Here is a 14,728-nt window from a genome sequence, read left to right as displayed (position 1 = left end):
TTGTTTTATGGGCATTCATTCCCATCATAAGTCCATCTTGCTAATATCCGTGGTTGGATGCTATGCCAAATATTATTGGCCATAAACATACCGTCTATGCATAGTTTGCCGCAAGCATTAAATTGGGGTATAAACAAGTTAATACTTCTAATCCAGATTTGCTGGACCATACTTTTGGAGTAGATTCCGCTTGCGGGGCACAGAAGGACATCATTTTCTTCAATATTTTGATTGAACAGGATTAATGGATCTGAATTTCTGGAACCTTGCTTGTAGTCCCTCACCATCCAAGTATTAGTGGACAAGTCCGAGAAGAAGACTTCGGCAACATTTAAAAAACCTCTCGGTACGTTTTGATGAATATCAACCGAAATTTTGAGGGGCCCACATTCATGCGTGTGTTCTATATGTTTTAGAATACCTGTTGTATCTGTACAATCAGGTGTAAATCCTATCCATTCTGCGATTAAATATGTCAACGATTGGGGAGATCTCCCGAAATGGTCGGTCAAAATCCCCTGTACAAACACTCTGCCGCTGGTCTTCCCCACATCAGGAACATAGCTGATATGCACCCGGAAAGTCTGAGGGCAATCCCGCAATCCGGAAACGAAACATGCGTCCTGTTCCAATTTATCTTGATCCAACAAAACGCGGGTTTCGGACGTTCCCTGCACAATCATAAACGAGGATTTCTTGCGAAACTGAACTTTTATTAAATCGATCTCGTAACCTCCCAAAGAATACAGATATACGATAGCCTCTATTTCATGATCGCCTTTACCTATTACAGTGTGGCAGATTAGAGGATCTTTACACGGAGGAATTTGTCTTGGATTCGTAAGTTCTTTATTCATAGGGGACCTCTCTTTCGCACTTTACGCATTGTTTCGATCTTATTTATATGCTAAAAGAGCCCATTTGGTACGTGTACAAGCTAATAGGTTCTAATAATCTAACAGCAATTGGCCCGATTCATCGGATTCATTCATCGTAACCTTTTTGTCTCGCTGCATATATTTGATAATTAACAATTACTATCGTTAGTTTTTATCTTGAGGTTATGTTCTATATTTCTTTCTGCCTCAATCTAAGATGATTCTTTTTTATCTAGTAAGATAGAATATGCATACCTGTCTAGCTTTGAATTTTTGTGCTCTAATTTTCTTATTGCGCTTGAAGCCTTTCCTAAGGAAATTATGTAGAATTCCCCCCCTTTCCTGACCTCTCTGTTTAAAAAAGGAGTGTCCCAAAAGCAAAGTTTCGGATACTCTCAGCAATAAAATAGCATGGTATTCAAAAGAGCCAAGCGATTTATTCTCGCTTAGCTCCTTGGTTTTTGGCGTCGACAGCGTCTTTCTTAATTAGATTGTGGGCAAGAGAAAGCCACCCGAACCCCAAACTTACTTTAAGAAGCTTCGAAGAATGAACCTCTTGAATCCTCGGTTGTTCTTCATATCACTAAATACAGGCTCAGGCTCGATTATTCGCATTACGGCCAGTTGCGGCCTTTCCCCAAACAAAAGTAAACCGGTTGGGAAATTTTACTCTTGTTTAAAAATAAAAAAACGTTGGAATTAATCATCAACTGGTTTTAAAAATTCAATTTTTTAACATATAGATCAACCGATTTTTGGAGTTGTATATTCCCTCACTTCTCTTCCCTGCTATACTCAACCACGCCTTGAAGAAATTGTCACTAAACTTAGTTACTGTTTTTTCAAGTGCCCAGAATAAACTGTTTGGATGGATACCTCCCGATACACTCATTTGATGTCTGACAATTTGGTCTGCAAAGTACTTCAAAAGATCCCTTATAATTAATGGTGATCTATAAAAATAGCTATGCTCCATCGTTCTGCACAGATTATCACTGTTGAAATATTCTTCCTTTAGCAGAGACTTTCTCCAGTAAACTTAAGCATATGCATAGGGACATATGATGGGGAAATCAGCAAACTTATCCGCTTTTTTGAGCTCTTTCAGCTGAGAAATACAATGTCTATAATCAAGCAATATACATTTGAGCAATCCATCTTCTACTTTTTGGAAAGCAGCGGAACAGACACGCAACAAATCATTTTGGAAACGACTAGAAACGGTATCGATGCTGATTAATAGGATCAATTTCATCATAATCACATGTTTCTTCTGGAGCTGCTTTAATAGCAACTTCAAGTTACAATGCTGCGCATGAATGATCCATTAGATAGCCCTTTTATTTCGTTTAAGTTATTTTAAAAATTCGATTAGGAAAGTAGCTGGAAGCTTAGAATAAACAATATGCTTGCCATTACGATATAAATCAGCTCTAGGCTCTTCTACAAAATATTTAATGTTAAATTCGATCCGGTTGAGACTTGAAGCATGCCTCGGTATATAGATAAATTGAATCGCACGGGCAGCTACCTACTAAAAGCTACCGTCTAGCAACGCGTTCCATTGCAGTCGTGTTGCGCGCTCCACACTGCCTGCTGCGGCGCAGAGACCGAGCGCGATGTTGAGCCACAACGGCAGAGCAATGGGCGAGTTGAAGGTCCCGAGGTGCTGAGCTATCAGAGGTACATGAGTGAGCGAATCGATGATCTGAGGAATGGCGAGAATCATAGGAACGATGAGCATGATCAGCGAAATGAATCCGATCCATCGGCTCAACGACGGGTGCTCGCGATCAAGACGAGCGCGCCGCCCTTCGGCGGAACTCTCGTCCGGGATGAGCTGGTGCACGGCACCCTCGTCGGTGACGTAGTGGCAACGTTTGAGGCCGAAAACTGTAGACGCTACTTCGATTGTTCCTCCAGCCACGGGGAAGGCCGCAGGGAGTTTGGACTCGGCGTGATGTTTGCCATCGAGGTATAGATGGGCCTTGCCCTTACCATCATCCGCCAGAAACTGTTGCCAATACGAGACGTCAACGGCGAAGACCACTTGTCGGTCATCATCGTTTGTCAACGGAAGGTAGAACAGGGCACGGGAGAGCGGCTGCCACCAGCGGAAGTCCTTTAGTGGACGTCCGTTCCCGGCCTTGACCCGTCGCGCAGCTTTACGTCGACTCCTCTCTGTGAACACTTCCTCACCTCCCTTTTTTGTTTATTAAATTAACAAATTACCGCTATTTTTCAACAGAGACGTAAGCCTGCCTCACCTCTTTCACCATGAGCTTTCACTGACGGTCCCCATCACCGGATCCGAATATCGCCCGAAGCTGCCCGTACCTTGATAACGTCCGTCGTCTCTTGCGGGGATTCGGGCGCCGTGATGTGTCCGGATGTGGTCTTCAGGTCGAAGAACCCTTTGAACTCCGGATCGGGCGACAAAGTCACGTCACCAGTACGGACGGAGATATCCAGGCTGTCCGAACGCTGCCCCGTCAAAGTAATGTTGCCGGAGGTCGATTTAAACACGCCATTTCCAGTAAACCGGTCAAACTTAATATTGCCCGAATGCAGCGAGGTATCGGCCGAGCCGTCGACATCCACGGCGGTAATGCTGCCGGAAGTCGACTGCACCTTCAGGGCACCCTTCAGCCCATCCACCTTGATATCGCCGGAGTGCAGCTGGATTTCCGCATCCCCCTGGATCCGCTCCGCCGTAATATCCCCGGATTTTGAAGTTAAACTCAACCGTCCGGCGGTGATAGCTTCCGCGTGCAGCTTGCCAGCAGAAACAGACAAGTCGATATTTTCCGCCTTCAAGCCGGTAAAGCTGGTATTTCCGGAGCCCGATTTATAGCTGATCTGCTGCAGCCGGGTATCATCCGCCAGCGCTACAATAATCCGCGTCTTGATGGACTTGTAGTTGGGGGCGGCTAATTTCACATCTTTCTGCAGCTGGAGTTCCAACGCATTCCCTGTGATTTCTGTCGCTTTCAACTGATCGATCGTATTTTGCTGCATATTGCCGGTGATTTCCACGTAGTTGGTGTCGTCGGGGCTGGCGATGAACTCCATGTTCACGTCATATTCGCTGTCGATGACGAGCGCATTCAACTCGTCCTGCGTAAACGTCCATTTCTGCTCGTGCGCGGGCAACTTGTCAACAAAATCAAGCGGCTGACAAGCCGTTCCGGCGAAGCTCAAGACGATCAGCGAAATTACCAGAAAATACCACTTCTTATTGTTCACGATTAATTCTCCCTTTTTAAAGGTTCGGATGTTCCAGCGCAGATAGGCAGCGCCTAGCCGAAGTCAGATCCCGTAAATACATACTACATACTGGCTAGCCAGCACGGGGGACCGCCCGTGGACTCCCGCAGTACGTTGTGCAATAGCCTTCGACTACTTGTATTGATCAGTTAATAATTTTCATTCACGTGCCTTAATATATGCGTTCGATTTTGTATCCTTTTTCCTCGAGTTCACTTGGGACACTCGGATCAATCACAACATGTGCAGAACCGACCATAAACAAAATAAGTCTGTCCACTGTCATTCTGTAGAATTTCATCAAGTTTGTTTGCCATATTAATATTACGAGTGTCATTAAACTCTTCTTTGTACTCTTTATCAACACTCTCCAACCTATCCGACAGCTGTTTAACAAATGCATCTCTATTGCTATTGTTATTGCCGTGCACCCAGTTATATCCTAATTGGTTTAACCAATCAGCTTGCTCCTCATATGTCTCTATATAACTTTCTAAAACTTGCACTTGTGTATCCATACTAAAGCCACTTAGAACTTCATATTGCGTTTCGATCGTTTCTAGATCAACAATTTCTTTATCGTCTTCTAGTGCACGTTTAAGGAAATATAAATCAACTCCATACTCTGGTGTTAAAACACTTTGCTTCGTAACAAGATCTGCTAATAAACCCTCTACAAACCATGGCTGATAGTGGTTAAAAGTCTCCACAGGCATTCCGTGTGCTTCAAATATGTCTGAAAGCTTTGCATAAAACTCTTCTGATAAAACGTCATCAAGCGTCGTATTATCATCAAATAAAGCCATTTTATTAATTTTCTCTTTATCAACTTCAGCTTCAAACATATTTATTTCTGGAAGTATGACATCAGAATTCTCAAACGCTTCTTCAATTTCAGTTGCAAGCGGGAAAAATTTTTCATGACCTAAATGTATGCTTCCTAGCAAATACATGGTTGTCTCTCCGTTAACAACCTTCCATAAGTACCCTCCATCTCCATCATAATCAAGTGCTGTTTCGTTCACTTTCTCTTCTGTATCTGTTTGCTCATTTAATTCTTCATTTTTTAATGAGGTACTATCGTTACTGGCACAACCAGCTAGCACTACCATAATCAACAGAGAATATATCAGTGTTGTAAATTTTAACATCTTATTAACCATTCCTTCCTTAGTGTTAAATTCACTAGTGTCCACAAATATGGGAGTAGGAATAAGCAGATGGCGAAGTTTCTACACACTCCTGACATTGGGTTCACAACGTCGTTTTATAACTTACTTTCGGTTTATTCTTTAATCATTTTTAAAACGCTCTTTATTATCTTTTCACTGTAGTCTTCAAGACTTAATTCATTTTGAGGCAATGACATTGACGCTGATATAGCACCCCGAATGACAATTGCAATCACTTGAGGATCAAAATCACCAAATTCTTTAGATTCTTGTCCTTTGTAAAGAATCTCTTTCAACAAAACATTTAATTGATCTTCATCATCAATTTCTGCCAGATAATAAGGGACGTTGTCTGGCGTTCGAGCATTAAAAACAATTTCAAGTAAAGCAGTGTTATATCCACGGTTTGTACCCAGATAAGCTAAACTTGCTTCTATAAAAACCATTAATTTCTCCATATACGTTTGTTTCTGTTCTACTTTTCCCTTAATGAAGGCTCGCTCTTGTTCAACCAAATACATCAAAGTATTTTTCATCAAATCTTCCTTACCAGAGAAATGATAAGATATAAGACCTGTACTTATGTTTGCTTTATTTGCTATTTTAGAAAGGCTTGTGTTGTGATATCCAATTTCCGCCAAAGCCTCTATAGCAGCTTTAATGATTTGTTCTCTCCGTGCATCAGCTATCAAAGATTGTTTGTTCTCCATTTATTCATCCACCTTTATTTTATTGATTGTTCGTTTTTTATTTTGATCGATCAATCAATTTTTATTCTAAACACTTTTCTATTTCCTGTCAATGTTTTGTAAGGAGCCCTATTGTTGAAAAGAGTGTTACATATATTTGTCATCCAATGATAGTGTGTAGCAATGCTAGTTCCTTTGTTAGTACTAAACTTTTAGTTTAAGTGGTTTTTAAGTTTAACAGGTGTTTACTTGGCTGGAAATTTAAAGACAAATCCAGTTAGATACTTATCGATAATCCATTAATTTCGGAATTTTCACTTTAAATTTAATGGTCATCTATATTTTAAGCTACTATGGCTGTGCTAACCTGCCCGTTAGCTTAATGAAATAGCTGTATGCTTCATTTAGACACTGATCTAATCAGTAACCGGACTATGTTCTTGTCCATTCCGGCAATCGGTACAAGTTCTTGTCCTTTGCTCGGGACACGAACTTGTACCGATAAAATAAAAAAGCCGCAGAATATGCGACTTCTAAAGTATATATGTTCTTGTCGTCCGACATTATTGTACATACATTGACATAAAGTTCCCTACCAAAATGACACAAAGTTCCCTACTTTCATGAAATTATGCCCTTTGTCCAGTCTGGTAGTATCTGAGGACAAGAACTTGTTCCGTTAAAGGACAAGAACTTGTACCCATTGACGTTTTCTTGTTATTTTTCCCTTCATCTTATTAGGCTTTATTACAAATAAAAACCTATCGATACATTTCTCGGCTAGATCTAAGAGTTTAAGCATATTAATGTATCCGTATCACATTAGAACACCCTATACCAAACACCGTCCATTCCCCTTTTTCAAACCTTTTATCCATTGCGCCGGGCTGTCCGTTCGATTCCATCAGCAATGGTTTCAAACAGTTGTGGCGGCAGATCATGTCCCATGCCTTCAAGCAACATGAACTCTGCACCAGAGATGGCTTGCGCCGTATCTTTGCCACATGCGGGGACAAACATCGGGTCGTCCATACCATGAATAATTAATGCTGGAACGGTTACTTTTGCCAGATGCGGACGACGGTCACCAGAAACGGCAATTGCTGCGATTTGTCGCCCAACACTGCCCGGGTCATAGGCTCGCTGAACTTCCTCTCGAATAAGCGAACGATACTCGTTCTCTTCGAACGGATAGCCGGTGCCGGCAATGCGCTTGGCAAAAGCTAGGCTATGAGCCAAATACCCTGCCTCATCCTCCATCGGATTCGGTGCAGGCCGAGTCATCAACGCCATGACTTCCGGGGATGTTGGTGGAAGGTCGGGATTTCCTGTTGTCGACATGATGGAAGTAAGGGACAGGACCCGTTCCGGGTATCTGCCGGCTGCAAGCTGGGCAATCATGCCGCCCATCGAGCGTCCAACGACATGTGCCTTTTTTATCCCAAGAGCGTCGAGCAGTCCGATTGCATCGTCAGACATATCATTAAGTGAATATGGAATATCTGGGCGTTGTCCGGACATAAGTGTTTTTGCGAGTGCTTCGAAATCTAACGTAGGGTGATGACTAAAATGTGTGGATAGACCAGTATCACGATTGTCAAAGCGAATAACTCTAAATCCTCGAGCCGCCAACATCTCACAAAATGGAACTGTCCAACGAATCATTTGGGTTCCAAGCCCGGCAATCAGAAGAATGGTTTCGTCAGTTTCGTTGCCATAGCTGTCATAGGCGAGATCAATACCGTTTACTTTCAGAATATTCATTGTTGTTTTCTCCTTCATTTAAATGAATTTAGGAAGCTCTGTTATGGGGAGCAGGCGAGAATCTTCAATGGCCGCAGTCCGATGTCATTGCCCATAAAAACGATCTCCCCCTCACTTTCATGTAAAAACGGGAGTGCGTGTTTAATGTATCGATCGAAAGCTTCCGCCCCACTGATCGGTTCATTAGGGGTTAGTTCAGGGTGAGATGTGTAGTCTGCGATATCCCGAAAACGCAGCAGATTTAACATGAATACACTACCCTCCATGTTTCGGCGTACAAACTTCATGCCATTGTTTTGAGTCGAATCAATTCAGTCACGTTCATAACATTCCTTTCAATATTTTTTCGTAGTTCCTAGGTCTCTTCTTTTATAAATGCATTCTCCGCTAATGTTTTGATATGGTCTCTGATATCGGGTGCCCAATCGTCAATCAATTGGTAAAAACGATCCTGATTCCCGGCATATAGTGCTCTCAAGGCCTCTTCATGCTGAGGGAAATCGCCCGCCATTGCCGTCATAAAATGATAACTTGCTTCTTGTGCCGCGCGAGCCTTACTCTCATTTTTCCCGGTACGACGAGCTTCATCGACCAGTTTTCGCAAAGTTACAGAGGCTCCTCCAGGTTGAGATTTAAGCCAATCCCAATGTCGAGGAAGCAAAGTAACCTCGCCAGATACCACCCCCAGCTTGGGGCGACCAACCCGTCTTGTTGGTTGTTTGCTTTCTTCCTCAGCTGATGCATGGTCAGCGTGGTTACTCAACCGTTGAAGTACCTCAGCTGTTTTTCCACGAAAATCAATATCGATTGGTTTTCCAGTCAAATCGTTAAAAATAAGCAATTGGGCGAATTCCTTATCATCCAGGCTATCCTTTACAAAAGCAACAACGTGCTGCAATGTCCCTTTGATAATGCTCTTTCCCCCTACAAAGGCAGTACAACTTATTTGAGTTAGTTCAGTCTGCATTTTATACCTCCTTCTTTAAAGCTCTTTTCCAATAATTATACCAGGGTAAAATAAAAGTATCAATATCACCCGGGTATAATTATTTAATCTTGTAAATTCAGCGCACCATTTCTAGAGAATCATCTGTACTTTTTTTTCATATCATTTACCAATTAGATACATGCCTAATCGGCAATCAAACTATGTTCTTGTCCATTTCGGCAATCGGTACAAGTTGTTGTCATTGGCTCGGGACAAGAACTTGTACCGATAAAAAAAAGCCGCTAAAATAGCGACTTCAATGGGAATATGTTCTTGTCCCTCGACAATAATACTCATGATCCCCCATGCGTCTCATGGATACCGACACAGGAAGGGATTTTTTAAATACCTGTACAGCCTTGCTGTGCGAGTATGCACCATCATTTCCTATAGTCCCTAGTTAAATACGCTGCTTCCAGGTTAATGAATACTATTATAAATGCTTTTAAATTCTTGAACAAAATCAATCGGCAGCATAGGGTCATCAGAAGCGGTTACTCGTTGAAGCTCTTTTAACCAGTTCATTGATTCTTCATCCAAATTTGACACATCGTTTGTTTGATGAAAATAAAGATACAGCAATGCATGACGAAGTTTAATAGAATCTTGTAAATATACTATTTCTTCTTCTTGGATTGTATTTTCCTTCAGATATCCTTTCATAAAATGGCGGAAAAACAATTTATAATATTCCGTTTTATTATCAAATTCCTTAAACGGATAAGAAAGTGCATAATACAATGTAATCCCAATATCGTTTACGAAATACGTATAACCGCAATCATCAAAATCGAACAAATAAATGTCTCCGTTATGCAGATAAAAATTACTTTGATGAAAATCAGTATGAGTCAAACCGTATGTATCTTTGGACTTTGGCAGAGAAGTAAGTTTTGTTAACCTTTCTTTTAGAATTGAAATCATTACATCATCAGGTCGCAGGTATTTCTCCGCCTTTAATTGAACTTCTTGGTCCCAGGCTTGTCGTTTAAACGCTGGATTACTCCATTCATAACCCTTTGTGGCATGATGGATTTTCCCCAGAAATTCGCCCCATTTTTCGTAAAGCGATTCATTCCAATCTTCATCCGACACTTCTTTTCCAAGAGACATTTCGTATGAAATGGCTAGGAACGAACCATTTTCTGCAGCAATTTCTTCAACCATATTACCTCTGGTCGATGGAACAGCATTAGAAACTGCCAGTCCTTCATTCGAACAAAAAATTTAAAAATTCAATTTCACCCCGTATATTATTTCTTGATCTTCTAATTGTGTGTGAGATTTTTAATATGAAAAATGCATTGTTTTTCTGGTATTCATAAACAAAGCTTTCATAACCGCCCAATAAACGAACGGTGTCATTATTAATGTCATATCGCTTTATTGCTTCGGTAAGGATCTCTTCAGTGAATTGCTCTTTAATTTCTCGTATCATCTTCTATACCTTCTTTCATTCATAATTTAAGTAGTTTCTTGATTTTTTCAATCGAAAATTTTGGCGACTACCTGACTCCTGCTGACCGCTTTCGGAGGTAATTGTCCAGCAGCGCCTTCTCTCATTAAATTGAGAATATTCATCAACCTTCCTAGCACTTTTATGGAAATGATGGAAACCAGAATACCATTCATGTATAATCGTGTTGTCTTTCATCACGCAAATTGCTTCTGCAGAAGCAGCGATATGGTCTTTGATTTGATTTGTATTGATCCAAATCATTAAAGATATCCCCCATCCTTTTCAGCCAATGCTGATTCTGATATCAAGGGCTTAGATGACCTTTTGCGCGGATTATAAACCTTGGTTGTTCTATACTGAAGAAAATAATTATGAAGTTCTTGGTTCTTACGAGGATTGTGACACAAGAAAAAAATAAAAAAAGAGTGTGAGATATGAAACAAACAATATTGGCTTGTATTATGATAATGATGATGGTAGCATCGGCTAGTGGAAATGTTGAAATGACATCAAATCCAAATACTTCTAGTGAGTATAAACCTGAAATGGATGAGTCTATTATTCCAAAAAACACATCCGATTGTCTTAATTTAGAACGTATAAATTTGGATAGTGAAACTGAAAAATATTTCTATGGTAACTTGGAAAGTTGAGAAGCTTTTAGGATTTGCAAATTTCATATAATGATGCTTCTGAATATCCAACAGGGCAAAAATTTATTGGAGATGAAATTATAATCAAAAAAGACTTTTTTTCATCAAAAGGACTTAAAAAGTATAAGAAATATCAATATGAACTAAAAAATCCATTATATCAGATTACAGCGACATGCTATAACTCTGACTCTTTTTATAGACATTATAAAATAGATATCCCAGACTTAAATATAAATGATGAAGTAAAGGCAATAGATATAAGTGACCCTTCTACAAAACTTAGCATACCTGTAAGTGTAAGTTTTTTTGTTGTAAATAACGATAGGCTTATCTTGTTATCAGAGGCAACTATTTTTGAGCTTAAAAAAATTACTGATTACATGAATTAAGGTTATGTAATCAGTTCTGTGCTAATAGAGCAGAAAATATCCAGGAAGGGGTAGTACCAGCGAACTGGCACCACCCGCTACGATGGTAACTAACTCGGTGATCAGTAAACAAAGCCGTCCACAAGAGCATATTCTGCTCTAACGGACGGCTTTGTTTCACATAGGGCGGGTAAATCGATGAGTAGCGGGTTCCCCGATGACGTTTGATCAGCTAGCAAGAGCAATCGCGTCGATTTCGATCATCGCATCAGGCGAATAGAGCGAGGATACCTCGACGAGCGTGTCTGCCGGATAAGGTTGGGACCACCATTTGCGACGAAGCTCAACAAGCTTTTCGAAGTTTGACATTGCTGTTAAATAGATGGTTACTTTAACGACGCGGTCGAGTCCCGATTCGGCTGCCTTAAGTGCGCGATCCAAATTCCGGAAAGCCTGGTCCGCCTGCTTGTCGAAATCACCGACCCCTACGAGATTGCCATCATCGCCGATTGCGGCTTGGCCTGATACGAAAACTAATCCGTTGACTTTGATTGCCTGTGAAATAAGAAAAGGAGCGTATGGATCCGGTTGAGTTTGTACTTGAGTAAATGTTGTCATTGTTATCATCCCTTCAGGTTACGTTTTTTGTATTTTTTTCGATATCTTAATCCAACTTCATATTTCAGTTACAGCCTTCGATTCGGGCAGGACAGCCCTTCCGGGAAACGATCTGATTTCTGTTTCTCGATTTCGTCATTACTATCTACTGTTGTGTCACCAATAACGAAAGTGCGGAACCGAGATAATATTTTCGCTATTGGCATGTTCCAGTGCTTGTGGATGCGCTTCTTTGTACTTTCCTGTTTCGTGGGCTTCCTTGGATGCCACTTGATCCAATCGCTTTGCCATTTTCCTTTGCATACTGGCAGCCCTGAAATGCTAAGCGAGTATAAGGCTGTGGGGATACATGCGGCAACGTAATCGGAACCCCCATTCGTTCAGCCATCGGATATTGGCAACACCTCCATCTTGTTTTTTGTTTTATACTGAGGGCTCGTATTTTGTATCCCGCCACACCGCTTTTATGACTTGATTTGATTGTATTCCGAATACCGCATATAGTAAAATGATCAGTAAAGATGAGGACATCAATAATATTGATCTCATTACGTCAGGTGGAGGTTGGAGCCAATGGAGTTATCCGATCTGAAAATAATCATGGCCATTATTCAAGAAGGCAGTATTACCCGTGCGGCGAAAAAACTGGATTATGTGCAATCGAATCTGACGATGCGAGTTCGCAAAATGGAGACGGAGCTGGGCGTCCAGCTTTTTCATAGAACGCCGAAAGGCGTCTTGCCGACAGAAAAAGGGCTCGTCTTCAGCCAGTACGCGGCCGACATTTTGTTCAAGTACGAGGAAGCGGTTACAGCCATTCAGGAGTCTGAGCATCCGAGCGGTCCGCTCGCGATCGGCGTCGTGGAAACCGTTGCGTCCACCCCTCCCTTTATTCGCGCGTTATCCGACTTTCAAACCAAATACCCCGAAGTCGCGTTATCGCTTGTTACCGGAACATCGCCGCTTAATTATGAGAAGGTGCTGAACCGCGAATTGGATGGGGCTTTTTTCTCCGGTGAATTCGATCTCGCTCCATTAAAGGTCTCCTACGAAATTCGAGATGAGGTTATCCTACTTACTAATGCTGATGAAAGTAATTCACCTCCTGATGTTACCAATGCAACATGGATTGTTTTCCCAAAAGGTTGCCCTTTCCGATCTGCCAGCGTGGATTGGCTTCAAGGCATGGGGATAACCTCCATAAATATGATCGAGGTGAGTGCGCTGGATACGATGCTGAACTGTGTGCGAGCAGGCATCGGTTACGCGCTTTTGTCCGAATCGGTCATTACTGAAGCTGACGAGCGATTAGCCGTGCATCCGGTTCCCGAACAATATCGGTTTATGACGACAAGGCTCGTTACGCGTAAAGACCAGTTCAGCAGCAAATCGTTTGCTGCTTTCGCGAACTGCATTAAAGCGGCGGGTATTTAAGCGAATAATGGTAGGGTCATCAAGGTGTCCATGATTCTAGGCTGGTTTTATATCCAAATAAAGTCATCGCCCAGGTTATGTAATCACTTGTATTCGGGCTATACCGCCCGGACCACCGGTCATTCAACTTCCTGTTGTTTCAGCGGTTGCAATGAGTTCGAAAGACGTATTCTGCTTGAAGTTGAATGTGTATTCGCCTAGAAAATTGATGTGATCCCATCCAAGAGGGAATTGTGATTTAGCAGTTATTCCGGAAGCTTACATTGCTTTTTGCGGTGTTCAGTTGCCTGCTGGGATAGACGGTATTTCAACCACGATATCTCGATCTGTTCCAAACCATGTGTTCTCCCCTTAAATTATTTTGTATAAAGGATTGATCTTTTTTTAAGGGTTCATTTACCTGCCAACTTGCAAACCAAAAAAAGCTGGCGAATAAGACCAGCTTCTAGTCTCCTCTAGTAATTCACGTTACTACGGTTAAAACTTATTGGTTTACTCACAAAAGAAGTACAAACATAAGATGATGACTCGATTCCATAAAGAAAGAGAAGTCTGATTATTCTTAGACAGGCTTTCTCAAAAAATTAAAACCATTAATAATAATTCCCTTACTTAAAAATATTGGGCAACTATAAGACCAACAATAATAACTATGATTAATACTAAAGTGCCTTTCCAACCTAAACTACCTACTAAATCGACTAAACTATACTGAGCCCTACCCATTCCGTTATTCATATGACCAAATGGATTATTTTCCAATTCTTCTTGTCTTAGTCTTTCTCTTGTTCTTTCAGGAGTTTCATGATCTTTATTCATTATTTACCCCCTAGATAAAAAATTTTAATTAGATATCCAAGACCTTATAATTATAACATTATTATGTTATTTAATGGAATTTAATTGAACATTGAATGGATCTTAAACTATCCTGCCCGTTAGCTGAATGAGATTGCATGGAAACATAGTTAGATACTTATCTAATCGGTAATCGGCTCATGTTCTTGTCCTTTACGGCAAACCTTCTTTTCTTTATTCAACTATCGTTTCCCGCTTAAACTACACCTTTTTTCGAGCAGTTACAATGGGCTGGTAATAACCTGATTCTGATGGCATAGACCATTCGATATCCACAAACCCAGCCGTACTCAAAATATGATTAAAATCTTCTCTTAATATAGCTCTGTATCTCGTTTTGTGATGCTTTGTTATCCATTGCCCATTAATTTCTTGTATTAAAAAATGGTTTGTCTGATAGGTTTTCGCGTCATCTGACCAATCCCAAACCTGAAAAACAATTCGTTTGCCCTTCTCGAAAACGCGTGGCTCAGTAACTCTAGGCTTTTCTTTTACCAGCTCATTATAATCCCTTATGGTTATGAGGAGAATGCCATTATTTTTGACTTTTGAATACATGTTGCTCACAGCCAGATAT

The 14,728-nt window shown here is 41.1% G+C and carries 18 protein-coding genes and 2 pseudogenes; 4 read left to right on the top strand and 16 right to left on the bottom strand.

What is annotated here, in order from left to right:
• Positions 1-5: 5 nt before the first annotated feature.
• From PVOR_RS17205 to PVOR_RS17195, 3 genes and pseudogenes are all read right to left on the bottom strand, one after another.
• Positions 6-857 (bottom strand): hypothetical protein, encoded by an 852-nt coding sequence (locus PVOR_RS17205; RefSeq protein ID WP_006210682.1) that lies wholly within the window; start codon positions 855-857, stop codon positions 6-8.
• A 457-nt stretch (positions 858-1,314) separates the two neighbouring features.
• Positions 1,315-1,502 (bottom strand): annotated as a pseudogene (locus PVOR_RS33175) (transposase); the annotation flags it as partial.
• A gap of 415 nt (positions 1,503-1,917) precedes the next feature.
• Positions 1,918-2,136, bottom strand: a complete 219-nt coding sequence (locus PVOR_RS17195) for a hypothetical protein (protein ID WP_006210681.1) — start codon at positions 2,134-2,136, stop codon at positions 1,918-1,920.
• 429 nt (positions 2,137-2,565) lie between these two features.
• Between PVOR_RS17195 and PVOR_RS30715 the strand changes: the two genes are divergently transcribed.
• Positions 2,566-2,859, top strand: coding sequence for a hypothetical protein (locus tag PVOR_RS30715; RefSeq protein WP_160164009.1), 294 nt, complete (start codon positions 2,566-2,568; stop codon positions 2,857-2,859).
• A 320-nt stretch (positions 2,860-3,179) separates the two neighbouring features.
• Here PVOR_RS30715 and PVOR_RS17185 read toward each other — a convergent pair whose 3' ends face one another.
• The 9 genes from PVOR_RS17185 to PVOR_RS17150 form a co-directional block, all read right to left on the bottom strand.
• A complete protein-coding gene (locus tag PVOR_RS17185; RefSeq protein ID WP_006210679.1) occupies positions 3,180-4,124 on the bottom strand; it encodes a DUF4097 family beta strand repeat-containing protein in 945 nt (314 codons plus the stop codon).
• Between the two features lie 251 nt (positions 4,125-4,375).
• On the bottom strand, positions 4,376-5,341 hold the full coding sequence (locus PVOR_RS17180) for a TraB/GumN family protein (RefSeq protein ID WP_234973005.1): 966 nt from the start codon (positions 5,339-5,341) through the stop codon (positions 4,376-4,378).
• 89 nt (positions 5,342-5,430) lie between these two features.
• On the bottom strand, positions 5,431-6,027 hold the full coding sequence (locus PVOR_RS17175) for a TetR/AcrR family transcriptional regulator (RefSeq protein ID WP_006210677.1): 597 nt from the start codon (positions 6,025-6,027) through the stop codon (positions 5,431-5,433).
• A gap of 849 nt (positions 6,028-6,876) precedes the next feature.
• The gene (locus tag PVOR_RS17170) at positions 6,877-7,770 is read right to left on the bottom strand and encodes an alpha/beta fold hydrolase (protein ID WP_006210676.1); all 894 of its coding nucleotides are present in this window, start codon (positions 7,768-7,770) and stop codon (positions 6,877-6,879) included.
• A gap of 41 nt (positions 7,771-7,811) precedes the next feature.
• Positions 7,812-8,018: a hypothetical protein gene (locus PVOR_RS17165; protein ID WP_006210675.1), complete on the bottom strand. Its 207-nt coding sequence runs from the start codon at positions 8,016-8,018 to the stop codon at positions 7,812-7,814.
• A 107-nt stretch (positions 8,019-8,125) separates the two neighbouring features.
• Positions 8,126-8,737 (bottom strand): DUF2239 family protein, encoded by a 612-nt coding sequence (locus tag PVOR_RS17160; RefSeq protein ID WP_006210674.1) that lies wholly within the window; start codon positions 8,735-8,737, stop codon positions 8,126-8,128.
• A gap of 441 nt (positions 8,738-9,178) precedes the next feature.
• Positions 9,179-9,925: a phosphotransferase enzyme family protein gene (locus PVOR_RS17155; protein ID WP_234973004.1), complete on the bottom strand. Its 747-nt coding sequence runs from the start codon at positions 9,923-9,925 to the stop codon at positions 9,179-9,181.
• Between the two features lie 43 nt (positions 9,926-9,968).
• Positions 9,969-10,196, bottom strand: a complete 228-nt coding sequence (locus PVOR_RS31960) for a hypothetical protein (protein WP_234973003.1) — start codon at positions 10,194-10,196, stop codon at positions 9,969-9,971.
• A 15-nt stretch (positions 10,197-10,211) separates the two neighbouring features.
• A complete protein-coding gene (locus tag PVOR_RS17150; RefSeq protein WP_006210673.1) occupies positions 10,212-10,478 on the bottom strand; it encodes a hypothetical protein in 267 nt (88 codons plus the stop codon).
• A 173-nt stretch (positions 10,479-10,651) separates the two neighbouring features.
• On the opposite strand from PVOR_RS17150, the gene PVOR_RS31955 reads away from it, so the two are divergent.
• Positions 10,652-10,870, top strand: a complete 219-nt coding sequence (locus PVOR_RS31955) for a hypothetical protein (RefSeq protein WP_234973002.1) — start codon at positions 10,652-10,654, stop codon at positions 10,868-10,870.
• Positions 10,871-10,884: 14 nt separating this feature from the next.
• Positions 10,885-11,262: a hypothetical protein gene (locus PVOR_RS31950; RefSeq protein WP_006210672.1), complete on the top strand. Its 378-nt coding sequence runs from the start codon at positions 10,885-10,887 to the stop codon at positions 11,260-11,262.
• Positions 11,263-11,469: 207 nt separating this feature from the next.
• Here the strand turns inward: PVOR_RS31950 and PVOR_RS17140 are convergent, their stop codons facing one another.
• Positions 11,470-11,859 (bottom strand): RidA family protein, encoded by a 390-nt coding sequence (locus PVOR_RS17140; protein WP_006210671.1) that lies wholly within the window; start codon positions 11,857-11,859, stop codon positions 11,470-11,472.
• A 156-nt stretch (positions 11,860-12,015) separates the two neighbouring features.
• A complete protein-coding gene (locus PVOR_RS32590; protein WP_006210670.1) occupies positions 12,016-12,150 on the bottom strand; it encodes a hypothetical protein in 135 nt (44 codons plus the stop codon).
• 282 nt (positions 12,151-12,432) lie between these two features.
• Here PVOR_RS32590 and PVOR_RS17135 point away from each other — a divergent pair, with 282 nt between their 5' ends.
• Positions 12,433-13,293, top strand: coding sequence for a LysR family transcriptional regulator (locus PVOR_RS17135; RefSeq protein WP_006210668.1), 861 nt, complete (start codon positions 12,433-12,435; stop codon positions 13,291-13,293).
• 612 nt (positions 13,294-13,905) lie between these two features.
• Here PVOR_RS17135 and PVOR_RS17130 read toward each other — a convergent pair.
• Both PVOR_RS17130 and PVOR_RS17125 read right to left on the bottom strand, forming a co-directional pair.
• Positions 13,906-14,112: a DUF6366 family protein gene (locus tag PVOR_RS17130; protein WP_006210667.1), complete on the bottom strand. Its 207-nt coding sequence runs from the start codon at positions 14,110-14,112 to the stop codon at positions 13,906-13,908.
• 240 nt (positions 14,113-14,352) lie between these two features.
• A pseudogene (locus PVOR_RS17125) lies at positions 14,353-14,728 on the bottom strand (class I SAM-dependent methyltransferase); the annotation flags it as partial.

Source organism: Paenibacillus vortex V453, from assembly GCF_000193415.1.
GTDB lineage: Bacteria > Bacillota > Bacilli > Paenibacillales > Paenibacillaceae > Paenibacillus_AQ > Paenibacillus_AQ glucanolyticus.
Note: the sequence above shows the minus strand (reverse complement) of the source record. Positions and strands in the feature narration are given on the sequence as shown.

Excerpts from the sequence above, each read along its gene's own strand:
- PVOR_RS17205 (WP_006210682.1), bottom strand. The coding sequence starts at position 857 with ATGAATAAAGAACTTACGAATCCAAGACAAATTCCTCCGTGTAAAGAT.
- PVOR_RS17195 (WP_006210681.1), bottom strand. The coding sequence starts at position 2,136 with ATGATGAAATTGATCCTATTAATCAGCATCGATACCGTTTCTAGTCGT.
- PVOR_RS30715 (WP_160164009.1), top strand. The coding sequence starts at position 2,566 with ATGAGTGAGCGAATCGATGATCTGAGGAATGGCGAGAATCATAGGAAC.
- PVOR_RS17175 (WP_006210677.1), bottom strand. The coding sequence starts at position 6,027 with ATGGAGAACAAACAATCTTTGATAGCTGATGCACGGAGAGAACAAATC.
- PVOR_RS17170 (WP_006210676.1), bottom strand. The coding sequence starts at position 7,770 with ATGAATATTCTGAAAGTAAACGGTATTGATCTCGCCTATGACAGCTAT.
- PVOR_RS17165 (WP_006210675.1), bottom strand. The coding sequence starts at position 8,018 with ATGTTAAATCTGCTGCGTTTTCGGGATATCGCAGACTACACATCTCAC.
- PVOR_RS17160 (WP_006210674.1), bottom strand. The coding sequence starts at position 8,737 with ATGCAGACTGAACTAACTCAAATAAGTTGTACTGCCTTTGTAGGGGGA.
- PVOR_RS17155 (WP_234973004.1), bottom strand. The coding sequence starts at position 9,925 with ATGGTTGAAGAAATTGCTGCAGAAAATGGTTCGTTCCTAGCCATTTCA.
- PVOR_RS31960 (WP_234973003.1), bottom strand. The coding sequence starts at position 10,196 with ATGATACGAGAAATTAAAGAGCAATTCACTGAAGAGATCCTTACCGAA.
- PVOR_RS17150 (WP_006210673.1), bottom strand. The coding sequence starts at position 10,478 with ATGATTTGGATCAATACAAATCAAATCAAAGACCATATCGCTGCTTCT.
- PVOR_RS31955 (WP_234973002.1), top strand. The coding sequence starts at position 10,652 with ATGAAACAAACAATATTGGCTTGTATTATGATAATGATGATGGTAGCA.
- PVOR_RS17140 (WP_006210671.1), bottom strand. The coding sequence starts at position 11,859 with ATGACAACATTTACTCAAGTACAAACTCAACCGGATCCATACGCTCCT.
- PVOR_RS32590 (WP_006210670.1), bottom strand. The coding sequence starts at position 12,150 with ATGGCAAAGCGATTGGATCAAGTGGCATCCAAGGAAGCCCACGAAACA.
- PVOR_RS17135 (WP_006210668.1), top strand. The coding sequence starts at position 12,433 with ATGGAGTTATCCGATCTGAAAATAATCATGGCCATTATTCAAGAAGGC.
- PVOR_RS17130 (WP_006210667.1), bottom strand. The coding sequence starts at position 14,112 with ATGAATAAAGATCATGAAACTCCTGAAAGAACAAGAGAAAGACTAAGA.